This window comes from Pantoea sp. X-Soil-TKNS-1279 (assembly GCF_059730565.1).
Map to the genome: position 1 here is coordinate 989,641 of NZ_AP035948.1, position 20,735 is coordinate 1,010,375.

Sequence of the window (20,735 nt, forward strand, 5' to 3'; positions counted from 1 at the left end):
GTTTCGTCATCGTTTATGCCGCTTCACTGGCGCGGGTGGGCGCTTTGCTTTGCGGTTTGGGTACCGCCAGCGCTTCCGGTGCAAACTCATCAACGTTGATCGCACGCAAGCGACTGACTTCGGCACGGGTCAGGACCTGGGCTTCTGTCTCATCAATCCAACCCTCTTTCAGTCCACGCTGGGCCAGTTGATCCAGACGGGTGAAGGAGAGGTTTTTCTTCAGCTGTTTGCACAGGCGATCGTGAATCACTTCAGCCGCCATCACATCCTGCAACGCTTGTTCCAGTTGTCCAGCCGGGTTATGCGCGCTCGGTGTCAGATATTGACCACGTCCCAGACGGGTGCGAGTGGCTGACGGCAGTTGCAACAGCTTCGCCAGCTTGTGGTCGAGCTTATCAGACGGAGCCGGGCAGTGATGCCCACCAGCAAAGATCACCATACGCAGCGCGCCAGCCACCAGGCGATGCGGGAAGTTGCGCAGCAGATCATCAATCGCCACTTCGGCTTGATGCAGCGCATCCTGTACGCCCCAGTGCACCAGCGGCAAATCGGCTTCGTTGCGTCCTTCATCTTCATAGCGTTTCAGCGTGGCTGACGCCAGATAGAGTTGGCTCAGCACATCGCCGAGACGCGCGGAGATGCGTTCACGGCGTTTCAGGCTGCCGCCCAGCACTGCCATCGAGACATCCGACAGCAGGGCAAGGTTGGCGCTCAGACGGTTAATCTGCTGATAATAATGGCGTGTGGCGTCACGGGTTGGGGTGGCGCTGGTACGACCGCCCGTCAGACCAAGCCACAGGCTACGCACTTTATTGCTGCCGACATGGCCGATATGGCTGAACAATGCACGGTCAAACGCGACCAAATCATTTTTCGCCGCCGCATTCATCTCTTCCAGCACCCACGGATGGCAACGAATCGCACCCTGGCCGAAGATAATCATGCTACGCGTCAGGATATTGGCGCCTTCGACGGTGATCGCAATCGGGGCACCCTGGTATGCGCGGGCAAGGAAGTTGGTCTCGCCGAGCATAATGCCTTTGCCACCGGCGATATCCATCGCATCGATAATCGATTGTTGGCCGCGATGGGTGCAGTGATATTTGACAATCGCCGACAGCACCGCTGGCTTCTCGCCGAGCATAATGCCGCTGGTGATAAGGGTTGCCGCCGCATCCATCACATAGGCGTTACCGGCAATGCGTGCCAGCGGTTCTTCAATCCCTTCCATCTTGCCGATGGAGACTTTGAACTGACGGCGGATGTGCGCGTAGGCACCGGTCGCCAGAGCGATGGTTTTCAGGCTGCCTGTGGAGTTGGAGGGCAGGGTGATACCACGACCGACGGACAGGCATTCCACCAGCATACGCCAGCCCTGACCGGCCATTGCCGGGCCGCCAATAATGTAATCAATCGGCACAAAGATATCTTTGCCGCGCGTCGGACCGTTCTGGAAGGGCACGTTCAGCGGGAAGTGGCGGTTACCAATTTCCACCCCTGGGGTATGGGTCGGGATCAGCGCGCAGGTAATCCCCAACTCTTCCGTCTCACCCAGCAGGTGATCCGGATCGGACAGTTTAAACGCCAGACCGAGCACGGTGGCGATCGGTGCCAGCGTGATATAGCGTTTGTTCCAGGTGAGGCGCATGCCAAGTACCTGCTTACCCTGCCACTCACCCATGCACACCACGCCGGTATCGGGAATGGCCCCGGCATCGGAGCCGGCTTCCGGGCTGGTCAGAGCAAAGCATGGGATCTCGTCGCCACGCGCCAGGCGTGGCAGATAGTGATCCTTCTGCTCATCGGTGCCGTAATGCTGTAGCAGTTCACCGGGGCCGAGGGAGTTCGGTACGCCAACGGTGATCGCCAGAATGCCTGAGACTCCAGCCAGTTTTTGCAGTACGCGCGCCTGGGCGTAAGCGGAGAACTCAAGTCCGCCGTATTCTTTCTTGATGATCATGGCGAAGAAGCGATGTTCTTTCAGATAGGCCCACAGCTCTGGCGGCAGATCGGCCATTTCGTGGGTGATCTGGAAATCGTTCGCCATGTGACAGGCTTCTTCCACCGGGCCATCCAGGAAGGTTTGTTCTTCTTCCGTCAATCGCGGCTGCGGATAGTTGTGCAGTTTCTGCCAATCCGGTTTGCCACGAAACAAATCGCCTTCCCACCAGGTGGTGCCCGCATCAATCGCTTCTTTTTCCGTACGCGACATCGGCGGCATCACTTTCTGGAAGCTATGTAACATCGGTTTGGAAAACATGCTGCGACGCATGGTCGGCAGGTTAAACGGCAGCAGAATAATCGCGAGAGGCAGCAGCAACCAGGGTGTCCACAGCCCGCTAAACGCCAGCGCAGCGGTCCACAACAGCAAAATGGCACTGCTCAGCCGCAGAGAAAGTTGATGATAGAAGAGGGCGCTAATCAATATCAGCGTCGCAACGATTGAGGCAACCAGCATAATGAACCGCTCCGTAAGTTGTAAGAGGTCTGACCTGTTATGTGTTAAGGTTTAGAGCAGTCGCGAAAATTTATCAATCTGTTTACAACGCAATTACAACCAAACTCACAAAATCATCCTGGCAGATTGATCTGACACATAACCCGACGCTTTTTCCCGCCAGACGTCAGGTCTGGAAGCTTTGCGCCTTAACGCCATTCCGTTAAACTTGCGGAGTCAATCTTTCCTCTAAAGGACATCCCTATGTATCAGGACATTATCCGGTCAGAGCTTAATGAAGCCGCCGATACGCTGAATAACTTCCTCAGCAATGAAGCCAATATCCACGCGATTCAGCGCGCCGCAGTGATGCTGGCGGATAGCTTCAAAGCGGGCGGCAAAGTTCTCTCCTGCGGTAACGGCGGCTCGCATTGCGATGCCATGCACTTCGCTGAAGAACTGACCGGGCGTTACCGTGAAAACCGTCCTGGCTATCCGGCCATCGCTATCTCTGATGTCAGCCACCTGTCGTGCGTCAGCAATGATTTTGGTTACGATTACGTGTTTTCTCGCTATATCGAAGCGGTGGGCCGTGCGGGGGACGTGCTGCTGGGTATTTCCACCTCTGGCAACTCCGCCAACATCATCAAAGCGGTGGAAGCCGCACGCGCGCAGGGCATGAAAGTGATCACCCTGACTGGTAAAGACGGTGGCAAGATGGCAGGAACGGCGGATATCGAAATCCGTGTGCCGCATTTTGGCTACGCTGACCGCATCCAGGAGATTCACATTAAAGTGATCCATATCCTGATGCTGCTGATTGAAAAAGAGATGGTGAAGTAAGTGGTGGCTTCTCCTCCCACGTCAGTGGGAGGAATTTTACTAAGGCGGTAGCTATGTGCGAATTGCTCGGGATGAGCGCCAATGTCCCCACGGATATCTGTTTCAGTTTTACCGGTCTGGTACAGCGTGGCGGCGGAACCGGGCCGCACAAAGATGGCTGGGGCATTACCTTTTACGAAGATAAAGGGTGCCGCACCTTTAAAGATCCGCTGCCGAGCTTTAACTCGCCGATTGCCCGTCTGGTACAGGAATACCCGATCAAGTCACATTCGGTGGTGGCCCATATCCGCCAGGCGAATCGTGGCGAAGTGTCGCTGGAAAACACCCATCCCTTTACTCGCGAGCTGTGGGGCCGTAACTGGACCTATGCGCACAACGGCCAGCTGAAAGGGTATCGTCAGCTTGATACCGGCCATTTCCGTCCGGTTGGCGAGACGGACAGTGAAAAAGCGTTTTGCTGGATCCTGCACAAACTCACCACGCGTTATCCGCGTACGCCGGGTAACTGGCCTGCAGTGTTCCGTTATATCGCCGAGCTGGCTGCGGAACTGCGGCAGAAAGGGGTGTTTAATATGCTGTTGTCGGACGGACGTTATCTGATGGCGTTCTGTTCCACCAATCTGTTTTGGATCACCCGCCGTGCGCCCTTTGGTAAAGCGAAGTTGCTTGATCAGGATGTGGAAATTGATTTTCAGCAGCAGACCACGCCGCAGGATGTGGTGACGGTGATTGCAACGCAGCCGCTAACGGGAAATGAAACCTGGCACCGGATAGTGCCAGGTGAATGGGTATTATTTTGCCTGGGAGAGCGCCAGGAATGATTTTGATGCAGCGTCTGGCGCGGTCATCACCGCCGGACTGCTGTTCACCGCATACTGGCCGGTGGCGGTAACGTTGACCGTCGGCGGCTGATGGTACTTCTCAAAGTACGCATAGCCCGGCTGCAACTGACGCCAGAAGCTGGCGTAAGTGGAGTAGCGATGACGCTGCATATTGCTGTCGGTCATACGGAACGGGAAGATGCTCAGGGCGATCTCTTGCTGGCCGTTACGCAGCGCCGCGTTCACATAGGTATAAATCTCGTCCATGTAGGCGTTGGTCATGGCATAGCAGCCAATTGACTTACAGTCGCCGTGAATCATCAGATATTTGCCGCTGTAACCATTATCACGGTCAAATTGATTCGGGAAGCCGGTATTGATGGCGCGATAATAGTGGCTATCCGGTTTTAACTGATTCAGCTTGACGCTATAAAATCCTTCCGGACTTTTAAAATCGCCCTCACGGCGTTTGGGTCCCAAACCGCCAGAGAAATTACAAATGCGGTAGCTATCCAGCAGACGATATTCATTACCGATCTTGCCGTACAGTTCCAGCGTGCGTTCTTCCTTGAAGATCTGAATATAAACCGGCGTGCCAAGTAATTGTTTTTTTAGTTCTTTACTGACCGGAGCCTGTGGGTTAACTGGCTCTGGCGTCATTGCCCAGCTAAGGACCGGCATAACAATCATCGCAAGGAATAATGCGATTCTGCCCATTCTGTGTGTACCTTGAAGTGAAGAAAAACTCTGACGCATAACGTCTCTGTATTGCATTATCGGAAATATCCGCTACCGCAGCGCAACATTAACATTGTCTGGCGTTTAATCAAGCCAGTGGCTGAGAAAATAGCCATTTCTCAATGGGATTACGGCCATAAATTTGTAAACTTTAATGCTGGCAGCGACAAATATTGCTGATATCTTTCGATGCTGTATACTTATCCAGTATTCGGAGGGGGTATGCGTAAGATCATTCATGTCGATATGGACTGCTTCTTCGCGGCAGTTGAAATGCGCGACGATCCCTCTTTGCGTGATATCCCCATCGCCATTGGCGGCAGCCGGGTACAGCGTGGCGTCATCAGTACCGCCAACTATCCGGCACGCGAGTATGGCGTCCGTAGCGCGATGCCTACCGCGATGGCGTTAAAGCTCTGTCCACATCTGCGTCTGCTGCCCGGACGTTTCGAAGCCTATAAAGAAGCCTCGCGCCAGATCCGCACTATCTTTGCCCGGTATACTTCCCTGATTGAGCCGCTTTCGCTGGATGAAGCTTACCTTGATGTGACTGACAGTCCACATTGTCAGGGGTCTGCCACTTTGATGGCGCAGGCGATCCGCGCCGACATCTGGCGGGAAACGCAGCTCACCGCATCAGCAGGTATCGCGCCAATTAAGTTTCTCGCCAAAATCGCGTCTGATTTGAACAAGCCCAACGGCCAGTTCGTCATTACGCCGCAGGCGATGCCGGATTTTTTGCTGACGCTGCCTTTGAGCAAAATTCCAGGCGTTGGCAAAGTGTCGGCGAAAAAACTGGAGGAGATGGGGCTTCTGACCTGTGGCGATGTGCAGCAAACCGACCTGGCGCGTCTGCTCAAACGCTTTGGCAAATTTGGTCGGGTGTTGTGGGAGCGCAGCCACGGCGTTGATGAGCGTGGCGTGGTGGTTGAGCGGGAACGCAAATCTCTCGGCGTTGAACGCACCCTGATGGAAGATATTCATCGCTGGGAGCAGTGCCTGGAAATTATTGATTATCTGTACGAGGAGCTGGATCGTCGTTTGACGCGGATTCGCCCGGATAAGCTGATCGCCCGTCAGGGGGTGAAGCTGAAGTTTAATGATTTCCAACTGACGACCCAGGAGCATATCTGGCCGGTGCTGAATAAAGAGGACATGATCGCCGTGGCGCGCAAAACCTGGGATGAACGCCGTGCCGGACGGGGCGTCAGGCTGGTGGGATTGCATGTCACGCTGGTGAATCCACAGTTGGAAAGGCAGTTGTTGCTGGGGTTGTAGTGAGGTGCGGGCTGTTACCCTCACCCCGGCCCTCTCCCATGAGGGAGAGGGAGATGTGCCCTATGCTCGATGGTCCCCATGAGGGAGATAGAGATGTGCCCTATGCTCGATGGTCCCCATGAGGGAGAGGGAGATGTGTCCTATGCTCGATCGGTCCCCTCTCGTATGAGGGAGAGGGAGGTGCAACGTGCTCGATCAGCCCCCTCTCCCGCTTGCGGGAGAGGGTTAGGGTGAGGGCAAAATTATTTCTTACCGTACTTCGCTTCCAGCGTGGCGAACCACGGAGCGACGAAATCGCTGTTTTCACCCCAGCCCGGAATGATTTTGTTCAGCGACGCCACATTCACCGCACCTTGCTGGCTGTTCAGCTGCTGCTGCGAAATTGCCGACGCTTTAAACTCGTAGCTGGCAGGGGTGGCTTCACCGGCGATTTTATTCGCCACCAGGCGCATATTCACCGCACCGATGGTTTTTGGATCAACCGCTACCGTCTGCACCCACGGGCTGTTCTTCTCGTGCATCAGTTGCAGGTCCTGGTTGGAGACATCAATGCTGTAAAGCTTGATCTCGGTACGACCATTCTCCTGCAACGCCTTGTAAGCCCCCTGGCTGAAGGCATCCCACGAACCCCAGATGGCATCAATCTTCCCTTTCGGGTACTTGGCCAGAATCGCGCCAATTTTGTTGGCGGTGTCGCCCTGAACGTCAGAAGAAACGGCACCAATCGACTCCAGCTGATGAATGCCCGGATTCTCTTTCAGCAGTTTTTCATACACCACCTGGCGGCGATCCATCGCCGGGAAGCCACCGACCCACAGCTTGACGATATTCGCTTTACCATTGAAATCTTTGATCATCTGGCCGAGTGACTCTTGCGCCAGTGACGCATCATTTTGCGCCGTCACCGTCACACCGTTCACCGGGGTATCCACCGGAGTATCGAACACCGACAGTTTAATTCCGGCATCAGCGATACGCTTCACCAGCGCTGTGGAGTAGGGTTCTTTACCGTGAGACAGGATGATGCCGTCATACTTCTGGCTGATGGCCTGGCTGACGAAATCCTGGAAGCGAGCGTCATCACCGTTGCTCAGAAAGGTGCTGACTTTAAAGCCCAACTGGCGGCCCTGCTGAATCGCACCGGCGACAAACTGGGTGGTGTTATCGTCAGAACCGAGGTTACGAATAATCGCGATACGCACCGGTCCCTGATGATTAGCGATGGCGGCAGGTACCGGCACCACGGTGTCGGCAAAGGCAGCGCTGGCATTCAGCAGGCTTACGGCCAGCAGCGAAAGGGTGATTTTTTTCATGTTGTTCTCTTTCTCAAGGGAAGCGCCTTAGCGGCGCTGGATATAGGTAATCGCCAGGGCCAGAGCCAGCACCAGGCCTTTAATAATGTCCATCGCGTAGTAAGGCACGGAAAGCATCACCAGCCCGTTTTGCAGCACGCCGAGGATCACCGCTCCCACCAGGGTGCCGAGCGCGTTAGGTTTGCCGGAACCGGCCAGCGAGAAGCCAATCCACGCCGCCGCCACCGCATCCATCAGATAGCCGCCACCGGCATTCACCTGTGACGAGCCAATACGCGATGCCAGCAAGATGCCGCCCAGCCCCGCCAGCAGTGAGGCGATCACATAAGCCAGCACGCGATAGCGGGTGGTGCGAATGCCGGAGAGACGCGCCGCTTCCGGGTTGCCGCCAAGGGCATACATACGGCGGCCATGTTTGGTCAGCGACAACGCCAGTTGGGCGACCACGGTCACCACCAGCATAATAATGACGATGGTTGGTACCTGGCCGAGCAGGTTAAAACCTGCCGGAATGGCCCCTTCCGCCATGTCGCCGTTTGGCATTACCATGTTCTCGGTAATCGAGCCGCCAAAGCTGTAGGTCATTGCCACGCCCTGAATCACGAACAGGGTGGCAAGGGTCGCCAGCATGTCGGGAATGCGCAGCACCACAATCAGGAAGCTGTTAAACAGGCCCACCAGGGTGCACAGCAGCAGGGTGATAATGATCGCCTCGGTGGTGCCAAAGCCGTACCAGACGAACAGCGAAATCACCAGCGCGTTTGCTAACGACGCGGTGGAGCCAACCGACAAGTCAAAGCCGCCGATGGTCAGCGAGATCGACACACCAATCGCAATCACCGTCACAATGGCGATTGAGCGCAGAATGTTGATGATATTGGTGGGTTCAAGGAAGCTGTCTGACGCGAGGCCAAAGGCAGCGATCAGGATCACCACCGTCAGCAACATGCCCCATTTATAGAGAAAATCAAACAGTTGATGGCGCAGAGAAGGCTGCGGGTTCAGGATTATTTCTTTGCTGCTCACGCAGGGGTTCCTCCGGTGGAATAAAGCAAAAGCGTCTCTTCTGTGGCCTCACGTCCCTCCATTTCTGCCACAATGCGCCCATCCCAGAGCACACAAATACGGTCACACAGGCCCACCAGTTCGGAAAACTCGCCCGAAGCGTAGATGATGCCTTTGCCTTCCCGCGCTAAACCGTCGATCAGGCTGAACAGATCGGTTTTCGCCTTGATATCGACACCTTTAGTCGGTTCATCAAAAATCAGCACGTCAGCGTTATTGCGCAGCCATTTGCCGATCGCTACTTTCTGCTGGTTACCGCCGGACAGGCGGCGCAGCGTCTGCGCCGGACCAGTGGTACGCACGTTAAGGCGGTTAATCACCTCTTCCGCCCAGCGCCAGGCCTGGCGATGACCAAACAGGCTCCAGCGGGAGAAACTGTTATCGGCGCTGATGCTCAGGTTCATCGCCACCGACTCATCAATAAAGATCCCTTCTTTACGCCGTTCTTCCGGGACCAGCGCCATGCGATTTTCTACCGAATCGTGCGGGGAACGTGGCTGCCACGGCTTACCATGTAACTCGCCTTTGCTGACGCGGCTTTTGCTGGCACCAAATAATGCTTTGCACAGCTCGGTTTTCCCGGCACCGGCCAGACCGGCGATCCCCAGGATCTCCCCTTTATGCAGACGCAGCGAGATATCCTGCAACAACTGGTCGTCGTGCAGACCTTCCACCGACAGCAGCAGCGGTTGCGACTGGCGTTCACGACGTGGCGGGTAGACATCGGTCAGCTGGTGGCCGAGCATTTTCTCGACGATTTGTTCACCGCTGAGTGCCGCCATCGGTGCGGTTTCGATTAACCGTCCGTCACGCAGCACCGTCAGCTGGTCGCAAATCGCTTTCAGTTCATGGATACGGTGGGAAATAAACACCACGCCAATGCCGTTGCCCTGTAAACGGCGTACCACGTTAAACAGACGCTCGCTTTCATGCTGGTCAAGCGGCGCGGTGGGTTCATCCAGAATCAGGAAGCGGCAGTGGTGGGAGAGGGCGCGTGCCAGCAAAATCTGCTGCTTCTCCGCCAGCGAGCAGCGTTCCACCAGGCGTTTGACATCAATGTTCACTTCCAGCTGCTCCAGCAGCGCACGCGCCTGGCGACGGATCTCGCCCCAACGATAGCCGTGACCGGGTTCTGCCAGCTGATCAAGCAGAATGTTTTCCGCCACGCTGAGCTGTGGCACCAGCGCCACATCCACTTCCTGCTGAACCAGATGAATACCCAGTTTTTTGGCATCGCGCGGCGAGCGAATGGTCACGGGAGCACCGTCGAGCAGGATCTCGCCGTGATAATGGCTGTGGGCACCAGCCAGCACCGCCATCAGTGTTGATTTCCCCGCGCCATTCGCGCCGGTTAGCGCATGCACCGAGCCACCGTCGGTGGTGAAATCCACCTCGGTCAGCGCGGCAAAACCGCCAAAAGCGATGGAGATATTACGCATCTCCAGGCGGTTAATCGCACTCATGGACAGGGCCTTTAATAAAGAGAATTGGGCGCATTTTTTCCTGAACATCCAGGCTCGGCAACAAACGAAAGCGCATAAGCTAGCACAAAATCTTATTAGCCATCCAGACATCTGGGCGTAACGGCGGCTAAAACTGGCTGTAACCAAAGCGACTGGTGAAAGAGGGAGGTGATGTGAGGGATTTGTAGCGAATTATGCTGGGGTTGTTAACAGGCATAAAAAAACCAGGCCGGAGCCTGGTTAGTCACTTTACGAAATAGTTACACTTTTTCCGGCACAACGTTCAGTAAAGAGGTCAGCAGCTGCCAGTACAAACCGACGCTGGCGATGTGAACCTGCTCATCCGGGGAGTGCGGGCCAGTGATGGTCGGTCCGATGGAGACCATATCCATATTCGGATACGGTTTCTTGAACAGACCACACTCCAGACCGGCGTGGATCACCTGGATGTTCGGCGTTTTGCTAAACAGCGCTTCGTAGGTCTTACGCGTCAGCGCCATGATCGGCGAATCGGCATCCGGCTGCCAGCCTGGGTAACCGCCTTTCGGTGCGGTTTTGGCACCCGCCAGCTCACCCAGCGAGGTCAGCACTTCAACCACGTAGTCTTTACCGGTATCGATCAGAGAACGGATCAGACAGATGATTTCTGCGTTGTCCTGGTCCATCGTCACCACGCCGACGTTAAGCGAGGTTTCCACCACGCCTTTCGCCACGTCTGAATTGCGGATCACACCGTTCGGGGTGGTGTTCAGCAGGTTCAGGAAGCGGTCACGGCTGTCGGCAGTCAGCGCCTGGCCCTGATGCGCCAACGGCTCGCTCAGCAGCGCGATGTTCTTCTCTTTAATACCCAGCTCGTTTTGCAACGTCGCCTGGAAATGCGCCGCAGCTGATTTCAGCGCGTCCACTTTATGGCTGTCGATCGCCAGGGTCGCGAAGGCTTCACGTGGGATGGCGTTACGCAGCGTACCGCCGGTGAACTCAATCAGACGCACATCAAGGGCGCGCGCATGGGCGGCGAGGAAGCGCGCCAGCAGCTTGTTGGCATTGCCCAGACCGAGGTGGATATCTGCGCCGGAGTGGCCGCCTTTCAGGCCTTTCAGCGTCAGCTTCAGGGTTTCATAACCGGCAGGCACTGCCTCACGGCTCAACGGCAGGGTGGTGATAAAATCGATACCGCCCGCGCAACCCATGTAGATCTCACCTTCTTCTTCTGAGTCGGTGTTGATCAGGATATCGGCCTGCAACCAGTTTGGTTGTAAACCAAATGCGCCATCCATACCGGATTCTTCCGTCATGGTCAGCAGCACTTCAATCGGGCCGTGTGTCAGGCTGTTGTCAGCCAGCACTGCCAGCGCCGAGGCCATACCGATGCCGTTATCTGCACCCAGCGTGGTGCCGCGCGCTTTCACCCATTCGCCATCGATATACGGCTGAATGGGATCTTTGGTGAAGTCGTGCACCGTGTCATTGTTCTTCTGCGGCACCATGTCGAGATGCGCCTGCAAGGCGACCGGCGTGCGTTTTTCCATGCCTTTGGTGGCGGGTTTACGAATCAGGATGTTTCCGACCTGATCGCGTTCAACCCAAAATCCTTGCTCTTTGGCCCAGCCGACGATGTATTCGGCCAGCGCTTCTTCATGATAAGACGGGTGTGGAATGGAGCAGATTTTGGCGAAAATATCCCACAGCGGCTGGGGGGAAAGTTGAGACAATTCAGACACAACGCGTCTCCTGTGTCAGCGTGGCGGACAGGCCGCTCGCACGCGGGGTTCCAGTGAAAGATCGCCGTCAGCTCATCTGACGTGATGGGGCTGAGAATATCACTGTTTCTGGCCGGGTGCGTAATCAGGCGCGTTAAAAACCCGCAACCGATGTGCAGATGCTGGTTTTTAATGCGACAGATCCTTATAATCTCGCGCAACCCATTCCCCCTTGCACATTTTTAAGCCAACTTCAATTGGCCGGGACTCCTTTTATGAGCGAAAAATACGTCGTCACCTGGGACATGTTGCAGATTCATGCCCGTAAACTGGCCCAGCGCCTGCTTCCTGTGGAACAGTGGAAAGGCATCATCGCGGTAAGCCGTGGTGGTCTGGTGCCGGCATCATTGCTGGCGCGTGAACTGGGTATTCGCTACGTCGATACCGTGTGCATCTCCAGCTACGATCACGACCATCAGCGTGAGATGACCGTGCTGAAGCGCGCAGAAGGTGATGGTGAAGGCTTCGTGGTGATTGACGATCTGGTGGATACCGGTGGCACCGCGCAGGCAATCCGCGATATGTACCCGAAAGCACGTTTCGTCACCATCTTTGCGAAACCGGCAGGCCGTGCGCTGGTGGATGATTACATCGTCGATATCCCGCAGAACACCTGGATCGAACAGCCGTGGGACATGGGTGTGGTGTACATTCCCCCCATCGTCAAAAGCTGATTGATGTAACGCAAACAACGCCCGGTTTCGCCGGGCGTTGTGCTTTCTGTCTCTCGCACCGACAGGGCGGGTGCAGTAAACTGATCCTCGCCGTAACCGTCGCAGGAGAGAGTTTACGATGCCGAGCAAAAACCTCAGCGAAGAGCTATTCAAACCGCGTTTCAAACACCCTGAAACCTCCGCCCTGGTGCGACGTGAGCACCATAGCCCAATCCAGGTACATAACGCGCTGGAAGGGGATACCCAGCATTGCTGGTATCGCATGCTGAACAAACTGCTGTGGACCTGGCGTGGCCTGACACCGCAGGAGATCAGCGAAGTGTTGGCGCGTATCGCCATCAGCAATGTTGAACACACCAGCGATGACTTGCTGGATACGGTGATTGGCTACCGCAGCGGCAACTGGAATTTTGAGTGGTCGAAGCAGGCGGCGGTGTGGCAGCAGGAAGCGATGCAAGATGAAAACCCGGAACGAGCAGGTCAGGAGTGGTTACACGCGGCCAATCTCTTCAGCCTGGCAGCTTATCCCTACATCAAAGGCGACGAGCTGGCCGATCAGGCGCAGGTGCTCGCCAACCGGGCTTACGAAGAAGCCACCCAGCGCCTTTCGGGCGAGTTAAAAGCCCTGACCTTCTCCATCAGCGGCGGCAGCCCGGTGACCGGCTTTCTGCATATGCCTGCGCAGGCCAAAGCGCCTTATCCGACGGTGATGCTGTGCGGCGGGCTGGATTCGCTGCAAATCGACCATTATCGTCTGTTCCACGATTACCTTGCTCCACGCGGTATCGCGATGCTGACGCTGGATATGCCGTCGGTGGGTCTGAGCAGCAAATGGACGCTGAATCAGGACACCAGTCAGTTGCATCAGCAGGTGCTGCGTGAACTGAGCAACATCCCGTGGATTGATCACACGCGCGTGGGGCTGTTTGGTTACCGTTTTGGTGCCAACGTCGCAACGCGACTGGCTTATCTCGAAGTGCCGCGTTTGCGTGCGGTCGCCACGCTGGGTGCGATGGTTCATGGCGTGTTTGTCGATGCGCAGCGTCAGGATCAACTGCCAGATATGTATATGGATATGCTGGCGAGCCGCCTCGGTATGTCATCCACCCCGGACAGCAATCTGCGTACGGAGCTTAATCGCTACTCGCTGAAAGTGCAGGGGTTGTTGGGACGCCGTACTCCGATTCCGATGTTGGCGGCTTACTGGAACAACGATCTGTTCTGTCCTGAAGACGATGCACGGATGATTGCCAGCTCCTCTGCACAGGGGAAAACGTTGATGATTCCAACTGCTCCGGTCTTCAGTAGCTTCGACAAAGCGCTAAATCAGATTTGCGACTGGCTGGCAAAGCAGTTAAAAGACTAAGTAGCAATCGTTACACGGTCCGTTAATCGAAAAGGGAGAATTAGCATGTCGTTACCGAGTGGTCACCCCCGCAGCCGTCTGCTTAAGCGCTTCACCGAGCTTGGCCCCTATATTCGTGAAGGGAAATGCGAAGAAACACGCTTCTTCTTTGATTGCCTCGCCGTATGCATCAATGTGAAACCAGCACCGGAAAGTCGTGAATTCTGGGGTTGGTGGATGGAGCTGGAAGCGCAGGAAGATCACTTTACCTACCAGTACACCTTTGGTCTGTTCGATAAAGCGGGTAACTGGAGTGCTGCCGCTATCAAGGGCAAAGATAACAATGCAAAAGTTGAGGAGACGCTGCGCAACTTCCACGAGCGTCTTAAAGTGACACTGCATGAGTTGAAACTGGATCTCAAACCTGCTGCGGGATTTGATGAACAACCGGTAAAGCTGAGCGCGTAACCAATAAAAAGGGCAGGTGATGAGCCTGCCCTCTGATTACAGACACATTGAGGGTAAAACGTTTTTAGAACTGGTAAGTCATGCCCACGGCCACAACGTCGTCGTTGTTGAGTGCCAGTTTGTTGTCGTCAGACAGTTGGTTGATTTTGTAATCCACCATCATGGACATGTTTTTGTTGAAGTAGTAAGTCGCACCCACGTCGATATATTTCACCAGGTCGGCATCGCCGATACCGTTTTCGATATCTTTGCCTTTGGTCTGCACATAGCCCAGTGACGGACGCAGGCCGAAATCAAACTGATACTGTGCCACCAATTCGATGTTCTGCGCTTTGTTCGCCGCACCGGCTACTGAAGCTCCCTGATAAGTGCCGCTGATTGGCGTCATGTTGCGGGTTTCGGTGTAGATCGCGGCCAGGTAAACGCTGTTGGCGTCATACTTCAGGCCAGCACCCCAGGACTCCGCTTTCTGGCCTTTACCGTAGGTACGGGCTTCCTGCTGGTTGGTGCGGTCAGAAGAGGTGATGGCACTGATGGCGCTGATGCCGGTGTCACCAAAGGTGTAACCCAGTGACGCACCATAACCGTCGCCGTTCTGACGAGAGGTATCGGTGGCGCTACCACGGGCATTGGCGCTGGTGGCGTCGTTTTTGCCCTGATATTGCAGCGCGAAGCGCAGACCATCCACCAGGCCAAAGAAGTTGTTGTTACGGTAGGTTGCTACACCGGTAGCACGCTGGGTCATAAAGTTGTCAGAGCGTGCGGTGCCGTCACCACCGAATTCCGGGAACACGTCGGTCAGGCCTTCCACGTCATACAGCACGCCGTAGTTACGGCCGTAGTCGAATGAACCGTACTGGCTGAACTTCAGACCGGCAAAGCCCAGGCGGGTTTTGTTGCCGCTGTTCGCGTCTGAACCTTCCGAGTTGTTGACGTTGTACTGATATTCCCATTGGCCGTAACCGGTCATCAGGTCGTTGATCTGCGTTTGGCCTTTAAAGCCAATACGAACGTATGATTTGTCACCGTCTGAGCTGGCGTTGTCGCTCAGGTAGTGTTCAGCTTTAACCTTGCCGTAGAAGTCCAGTTTGTTACCGTCTTTGTTATACACTTCGGCGGCATGTGCGGTGGAAGCCAGAGCCAGCGCGGAGACGACTAATGCCAGTTTGCTTTTCATCATTTTGCTATCAATCCCAATGAGTAAAATTTGTTATGCCCGTGAAAGGACTTGTAATAAATCACGGGGACTTTTTACCGGGTGGCGATGAAAGTTTTATGACAGTTTTTCTGATTTCTTGTTAATCGCGAACTTTTGGTCTACGGCATTGTCCGGGGAATTTTGTGCTTTTCCCCCGGTGGTTGTTGGCTTCCTTGCTCACTCCTGATAAAACGTCCCTTCGCAGAACTTTTTTCTTATATGGCAGGAAAAACATGAGTGGCAGTCAGACCCTTGTGGTCAAGTTGGGTACCAGCGTTCTCACCGGCGGTTCACGTCGGTTGAATCGGGCGCATATGGTGGAGCTGGTTCGTCAGTGTGCACAGCAGCACGCGGCGGGCCATCGTATTGTTATCGTTACTTCGGGCGCTATGGCGGCCGGGCGCGAACACCTTGGTTACCCGGAACTGCCACCTACCATCGCCTCAAAGCAGCTGCTGGCTGCGGTGGGGCAGAGCCGTCTGATTCAATTGTGGGAGCAGCTGTTCTCCATTTATGGCATCCATATCGGCCAGATGCTGCTGACGCGTGCGGATATGGAAGATCGCGAGCGCTTCCTGTATGCGCGCGATACGCTACGCGCGTTGCTCGACAACCATATTGTGCCGGTGATCAACGAGAACGATGCGGTTGCTACCGCCGAAATTAAAGTTGGCGACAACGACAACCTCTCCGCGCTGGCGGCAATGTTAGCCGGAGCCGACAAATTGTTGCTGCTGACCGATCAACAGGGGTTATTTACCGCTGATCCGCGCAGCAACCCAGAAGCTGAGTTGATCAGCGATGTACACCAGATCGACGATGCGTTGCGTACCCTGGCGGGTGGCAGCGTCTCGGGCCTGGGCACTGGCGGTATGGCGACCAAGTTGCAGGCGGCGGATGTGGCCTGTCGCGCCGGTATCGACGTGATTATCGCTGCCGGAAGCCGTAGCAATGTGATTGGCGAAGTGATTGAAGGTAAGCCGGTTGGCACCCGTTTCCATGCTCAGCAAACGCCGCTGGAAAACCGTAAACGCTGGATCTTTGGCGCACCACCGGCCGGTGAACTCACCGTGGATGATGGCGCGCTGGCGGCGATTCTTGAACGCGGCAGCTCACTGCTGCCGAAGGGTATCCGTGAGGTGCAGGGCAACTTCTCGCGTGGGGAAGTGATCCGTATTCGTAGCCTTGAGGGGCGTGATATTGCCCACGGCGTAACGCGTTATAATAGCGATGCGATGCGGATGATCGCCGGGCATCACAGCCAGCAGATTGGCGAGATCCTCGGTTATGAATATGGCCCGGTGGCGGTGCACCGCGACGATATGATCGTCAGTTAAGGAGCGGATGATGTTAGAAGAAATGGGTAAAGCGGCGCGGGCAGCGTCGTACAAACTGGCGGAACTCTCCACCGCACAGAAAAATCAGGTGCTGCTGACTATCGCCGATCGGCTGGAAGCGGAAAGCGCAGATATCCTTGCGGCCAATGAGCTGGATCTGGCCGATGCGCGCCAGAACGGTATGAGCGAAGCGCTGCTGGATCGTCTGACACTCAACCCGCAGCGTCTGAAAGGTATTGCCGATGATGTGCGTCAGGTGTGCCGTCTGGCCGACCCGGTCGGGCAATTGATTGATGGCGGGTTGCTCGATAGCGGTCTGCGTATTGAACGTCGTCGCGTACCCCTCGGTGTGGTTGGGGTGATTTATGAAGCACGTCCCAATGTGACGGTGGATGTTGCATCGCTGTGTCTGAAAACCGGCAATGCGGCGATTCTGCGCGGCGGCAAAGAGACGTATCGTACCAACGCCGCGACAGTGCGGGTGATTCAGAATGCCCTGATGCAGCACGGTTTACCGGCGGGTGCGGTACAGGCGATTGAGAACCCGGATCGCGAACTGGTGAATCAACTGCTGAAGCTTGACCGCTATGTTGACATGCTGATCCCGCGTGGCGGCGCTGGCCTGCACAAGCTGTGCCGTGAAAACTCCACCATCCCGGTGATCACCGGCGGGATCGGCGTGTGTCATCTTTACCTTGATGAAACTATGGAAACAGAGGCGGCATTGACGGTAATCGTTAACGCCAAAAAACAGCGCCCGAGTGCCTGTAACTCGCTGGAAACGCTGCTGATTCATCGTGATCAGGTGGCGCGTTTTATCCCGGTTTTCCTGCAACGGATGGCGGATGAAAAAATTGCCCTGCACGCCGATGAAAACATAATTGGTCTGGTGCAGAACGGCCCGGCCAGCGTGGTTGCGGTGCAGGCTGCCGAGTATGACGATGAGTGGCTGTCGAACGATCTTAACGTCAAGCTGGTGGAAAATATTGATGAGGCTATCGATCATATCCGTGAACACGGCACCCAGCACTCCGATGGCATCCTGACGCGCAGCATTGGCAATGCTAACCGCTTCGTTAATCAGGTGGATTCCTCGGCGGTGTACGTCAATGCCAGCACCCGCTTTACTGACGGCGGCCAGTTTGGTCTTGGGGCTGAAGTGGCAGTCAGCACGCAAAAACTGCATGCGCGCGGGCCAATGGGTCTGGAAGCGTTAACTACCTACAAATGGATTGGCTGGGGCGACGATACGCCACGCGCTTGATGTGTTGTCAGATGAAAAACAGGCACCTTTTACGGTGCCTTTTTTGTCACTGATTCGTAGCGACGCGATTTATCGCGCAACTGTCCAGTCTCCAGATGCGAAAAAGGCCGCCTTGCGGCGACCTCTTCCGGCACTTCCCTGTACGACCATCCGTTATTTGTACAGTTCAGCGGTCATGTGAACACGGTTATTGGTGTTCGCTTCGGTGATTTTATACTGCGCACCCTGCTGTGCGGCCTGCGCGGCGATTTTCGCTTCTGCACCGTCCAGGGTTGAAGAGGTAACAGAGATGCTCTGCGCGAAGCTGGCTGCTGACATCAGGGAAAGAGCGGCGACAGCGGCGATGGACAGTGCTTTGATAGTTTTCATGGTCTTAATCCTTAATTTGTTTGTTTGGAAGGCTGTGTGCCTTCGATGGAAGTAATAATAACTATAGTTATCGTTTCTTGATTGATAATTAGTGCGATAACTGTGATCGTGCTAATTATTACCTTATTTAGTCAGTTCAGCTGACAGGTAAGCACCGTTGTCCACGCGTGCGCCAGTGATTTTGTATGACGCCCCTGCCTGTTTGGCCTGCGCCGCGATTTTGGCTTCTGCGCCATCCAGGGTGGAAGCGGAAGCAGTGATGCTCTGCGCAAAGCTACCGAAAGAAACCAGTGACAGGGCCGCAACTGCAACGAAAGTTTTGATAGATTTCATGGTCATTTCCTCAGAAGTTTGTTTAATCGGTGAGGCGTTGTGCCTCGATGTGAGAGAGAATAGACCTGTCGCCGGATGAGTAAAAGCTGAGGGATTTGCTGAAATAATTCAAAAAAATTGAATATAATATGCGCGATGAATCTTTCCTGTTCAGCAGACACCTTTGGTTGAAGGAGTCGCAGCGGCGCGATAAATCGCGCCGCTACCTATAGGTGGGTGTTTGCGATATGAACGGTTTTATCAGGGAATGCTGATAAGTTCCGCCCGCGGTATGTTGCCCCTTGACTCGTTTGGCGGTTTTTTCTAACTTATTGCCCCGTAGTTACCCGCCTCAATGCCGGTATAGCTCAGTTGGTAGAGCAGCGCATTCGTAATGCGAAGGTCGTAGGTTCGACTCCTATTACCGGCACCATGTAAAACCCATAAATTATGCCATATTCTCTTCCGGCCATTAACGTGTGAGACTAACTCACGATATCGCATTTACTTTTTTGATTTATTATAAAAATTTGCACTCGGGTGGATTCAGGATCATCTTACTTTTTTGAATATAATCAGGATCAGGGGAACGCAAATAATAAACCCCAAAAAGGCTGTATTAATAATTACATTTAATGATTCAATTAAAGATTCAGTTATTGCCCAATGCTCAGTCACGGGTATGGTTTTGGTAAGCTGCATTGATTGTTTATCGTAGATATCAGAGTAGGAAAAAGATGATATCATCAAACCCAAAAAGTAGAATATGGATACAATTCCAATCCCACTCCAACGCAGAAAGAATTTAGTCTTGTTCGTTAATGTCATAAGAACCTCCAAGAAGGCCACCAATGGTTCCACCTGAGTACGGAGATAAAGAATTTCCAGTAGTAGCGATTTCCGCAGCAACTTGGTCGATCATTCTGCCGGGATATTTTTCTAAAGGGTGGATGCTATCATTATTAGGATATTGTGTTTTAAAGTTTTTTGTCATCTCCATGACGGACATAGAAGACATATCCGCTGCTCTTTTTGCTAAATGTCGTTGCAGAGAAATCGGGACGGTAAAGTCGTCCTCTGCTTCGATGGGTAAATGAGTAGTAAGTGAAGTATAACCACTTTTAAATAGTTTTGAGCCAGAGAGTTTTATTCCAGAAACTGAATGTGTTGTACAGTTATTCCCAGTGACATCATACTCGTCTATCGTACGACCTCTCCTTTTGGTTGTTTCATTCATTTTCTCTGTTTGAATTGCTGGGTTGCCCTTAATCCAAAGATCTTCAAAGTACGTTCTGATCAATATTTTGTCTGCATCATCAATACGAAAGACACGAGCATTCATTCTATGGAGTTCCTTTTTATAGTAGACCTCTGCATCTTCATCTTTTAAAAAATTAAGAATTCCATCTCCTGTGAATCCACCAGGCCCGGTTCTACCAAACCGCCCATAGGTATAAAGGTATATGCGGTCATTTTCGTGAACAGAAACAAACGTGTGTCCTGCACCGATGACTTCTGTCCAGATATAAACGCCATCTGGTATAGGTTTTACATTTTGTTGGCTGATAACAAGTTGCCTGTTTTGCTCCAGAAGATTTTGGATAAATTGATTCGGTTTTGTTGCCGTTTCAGCAGGCACTTGTTTGGTGGCATCCATTCCCCTCATCACCGGAGCATCTTCCTGTGTGTAAGTAGGATAAAGATTGGAAGGAATAATTTTCGCCTTACAGGGGCAGGAGCTGTGGCTGTCCAACGACCCGGCAATACGTTTATTATCGGGTCCGCTGGTATAGTGAGATATACCGCCAATAATTCGATACGTTTTGCCATTTTTCCCACAGGTAACAGGATCGCCTTCCCTTGCCTGAGGCTTACCGAAAGAAAAACCCTGCGCTGTTCCTGCGGTAATTTTACCGCCGCATTTAGTCTTGTCACCCTGACAAAGCACGATGCCTTTCGCCATTTCCCTGGTCCTGTGTTGCCCTTTTATCCGTCAGCGGGGGAGTTTACTTTTTAATCGGTGGTGAGTAAATCAGCAAAAACCATTTGA

The 20,735-nt window shown here is 54.1% G+C and carries 18 protein-coding genes and 1 tRNA gene; 9 read left to right on the forward strand and 10 right to left on the reverse strand.

Features of this window, described 5'->3' with window-relative positions; translation table 11 throughout:
* Window positions 1-13: 13 nt before the first annotated feature.
* A complete protein-coding gene (fadE, locus tag AC6I8N_RS04480) occupies window positions 14-2,458 on the reverse strand; it encodes an acyl-CoA dehydrogenase FadE (RefSeq protein ID WP_497830125.1) in 2,445 nt (814 codons plus the stop codon).
* A gap of 243 nt (window positions 2,459-2,701) precedes the next feature.
* On the opposite strand from fadE, the gene lpcA reads away from it, so the two are divergent.
* Both lpcA and AC6I8N_RS04490 read left to right on the forward strand, forming a co-directional pair.
* Window positions 2,702-3,280 (forward strand): D-sedoheptulose 7-phosphate isomerase, encoded by a 579-nt coding sequence (gene lpcA, locus AC6I8N_RS04485; RefSeq protein WP_013508007.1) that lies wholly within the window; start codon window positions 2,702-2,704, stop codon window positions 3,278-3,280.
* Window positions 3,281-3,333: 53 nt separating this feature from the next.
* Window positions 3,334-4,101 carry a class II glutamine amidotransferase gene (locus tag AC6I8N_RS04490; protein ID WP_021186160.1) on the forward strand — a complete coding sequence of 256 codons (768 nt, stop codon included), beginning with the start codon at window positions 3,334-3,336 and terminating at the stop codon, window positions 4,099-4,101.
* On the opposite strand, the gene dpaA is transcribed toward AC6I8N_RS04490, so the two are convergent.
* The gene (gene dpaA, locus AC6I8N_RS04495; RefSeq protein WP_021186161.1) at window positions 4,072-4,818 is read right to left on the reverse strand and encodes a peptidoglycan meso-diaminopimelic acid protein amidase; all 747 of its coding nucleotides are present in this window, start codon (window positions 4,816-4,818) and stop codon (window positions 4,072-4,074) included. The genes AC6I8N_RS04490 and dpaA overlap by 30 nt on opposite strands.
* Before the next feature lie 243 nt (window positions 4,819-5,061).
* Here dpaA and dinB point away from each other — a divergent pair, with 243 nt between their 5' ends.
* Window positions 5,062-6,117 carry a DNA polymerase IV gene (dinB, locus tag AC6I8N_RS04500; protein WP_021186163.1) on the forward strand — a complete coding sequence of 352 codons (1,056 nt, stop codon included), beginning with the start codon at window positions 5,062-5,064 and terminating at the stop codon, window positions 6,115-6,117.
* A gap of 242 nt (window positions 6,118-6,359) precedes the next feature.
* Here the strand turns inward: dinB and AC6I8N_RS04505 are convergent, their stop codons facing one another.
* The 4 genes from AC6I8N_RS04505 to pepD form a co-directional block, all read right to left on the reverse strand.
* Window positions 6,360-7,430, reverse strand: a complete 1,071-nt coding sequence (locus tag AC6I8N_RS04505) for a sugar ABC transporter substrate-binding protein (protein WP_021186164.1) — start codon at window positions 7,428-7,430, stop codon at window positions 6,360-6,362.
* Window positions 7,431-7,457: 27 nt separating this feature from the next.
* Window positions 7,458-8,456 (reverse strand): ABC transporter permease, encoded by a 999-nt coding sequence (locus AC6I8N_RS04510; protein ID WP_021186165.1) that lies wholly within the window; start codon window positions 8,454-8,456, stop codon window positions 7,458-7,460.
* A complete protein-coding gene (locus AC6I8N_RS04515) occupies window positions 8,453-9,958 on the reverse strand; it encodes a sugar ABC transporter ATP-binding protein (RefSeq protein ID WP_021186166.1) in 1,506 nt (501 codons plus the stop codon). The genes AC6I8N_RS04510 and AC6I8N_RS04515 overlap by 4 nt, the downstream gene beginning before the upstream one ends.
* A gap of 260 nt (window positions 9,959-10,218) precedes the next feature.
* Window positions 10,219-11,679: a beta-Ala-His dipeptidase gene (gene pepD / locus AC6I8N_RS04520; RefSeq protein WP_021186167.1), complete on the reverse strand. Its 1,461-nt coding sequence runs from the start codon at window positions 11,677-11,679 to the stop codon at window positions 10,219-10,221.
* A 254-nt stretch (window positions 11,680-11,933) separates the two neighbouring features.
* Here pepD and gpt point away from each other — a divergent pair, with 254 nt between their 5' ends.
* From gpt to crl, 3 genes are all read left to right on the forward strand, one after another.
* Window positions 11,934-12,392, forward strand: a complete 459-nt coding sequence (gene gpt, locus AC6I8N_RS04525; protein ID WP_021186168.1) for a xanthine phosphoribosyltransferase — start codon at window positions 11,934-11,936, stop codon at window positions 12,390-12,392.
* A 118-nt stretch (window positions 12,393-12,510) separates the two neighbouring features.
* Entirely contained in the window at window positions 12,511-13,758 is a 1,248-nt protein-coding gene (gene frsA / locus AC6I8N_RS04530; RefSeq protein ID WP_497830126.1) for an esterase FrsA, read from the forward strand.
* A gap of 45 nt (window positions 13,759-13,803) precedes the next feature.
* Window positions 13,804-14,205, forward strand: coding sequence for a sigma factor-binding protein Crl (gene crl, locus AC6I8N_RS04535; RefSeq protein WP_497830127.1), 402 nt, complete (start codon window positions 13,804-13,806; stop codon window positions 14,203-14,205).
* 64 nt (window positions 14,206-14,269) lie between these two features.
* Here crl and ompC read toward each other — a convergent pair whose 3' ends face one another.
* Complete coding sequence (ompC, locus tag AC6I8N_RS04540; protein ID WP_208724903.1) at window positions 14,270-15,385, reverse strand: porin OmpC; 1,116 nt, start codon at window positions 15,383-15,385, stop codon at window positions 14,270-14,272.
* A 251-nt stretch (window positions 15,386-15,636) separates the two neighbouring features.
* Between ompC and proB the strand changes: the two genes are divergently transcribed.
* A complete protein-coding gene (proB, locus tag AC6I8N_RS04545) occupies window positions 15,637-16,740 on the forward strand; it encodes a glutamate 5-kinase (RefSeq protein ID WP_021186172.1) in 1,104 nt (367 codons plus the stop codon).
* A gap of 10 nt (window positions 16,741-16,750) precedes the next feature.
* Entirely contained in the window at window positions 16,751-18,004 is a 1,254-nt protein-coding gene (proA, locus tag AC6I8N_RS04550) for a glutamate-5-semialdehyde dehydrogenase (RefSeq protein WP_497830663.1), read from the forward strand.
* Between the two features lie 153 nt (window positions 18,005-18,157).
* Here proA and AC6I8N_RS04555 read toward each other — a convergent pair whose 3' ends face one another.
* Both AC6I8N_RS04555 and AC6I8N_RS04560 read right to left on the reverse strand, forming a co-directional pair.
* On the reverse strand, window positions 18,158-18,373 hold the full coding sequence (locus AC6I8N_RS04555; protein WP_013508022.1) for a YdgH/BhsA/McbA-like domain containing protein: 216 nt from the start codon (window positions 18,371-18,373) through the stop codon (window positions 18,158-18,160).
* Window positions 18,374-18,496: 123 nt separating this feature from the next.
* A complete protein-coding gene (locus AC6I8N_RS04560) occupies window positions 18,497-18,706 on the reverse strand; it encodes a YdgH/BhsA/McbA-like domain containing protein (RefSeq protein ID WP_013508023.1) in 210 nt (69 codons plus the stop codon).
* 336 nt (window positions 18,707-19,042) lie between these two features.
* On the opposite strand from AC6I8N_RS04560, the gene AC6I8N_RS04565 reads away from it, so the two are divergent.
* Window positions 19,043-19,118, forward strand: a tRNA-Thr gene (locus tag AC6I8N_RS04565).
* 372 nt (window positions 19,119-19,490) lie between these two features.
* Here the strand turns inward: AC6I8N_RS04565 and AC6I8N_RS04570 are convergent.
* Window positions 19,491-20,648: a PAAR domain-containing protein gene (locus AC6I8N_RS04570; protein WP_497830128.1), complete on the reverse strand. Its 1,158-nt coding sequence runs from the start codon at window positions 20,646-20,648 to the stop codon at window positions 19,491-19,493.
* Between the last annotated feature and the right edge of the window lie 87 nt (window positions 20,649-20,735).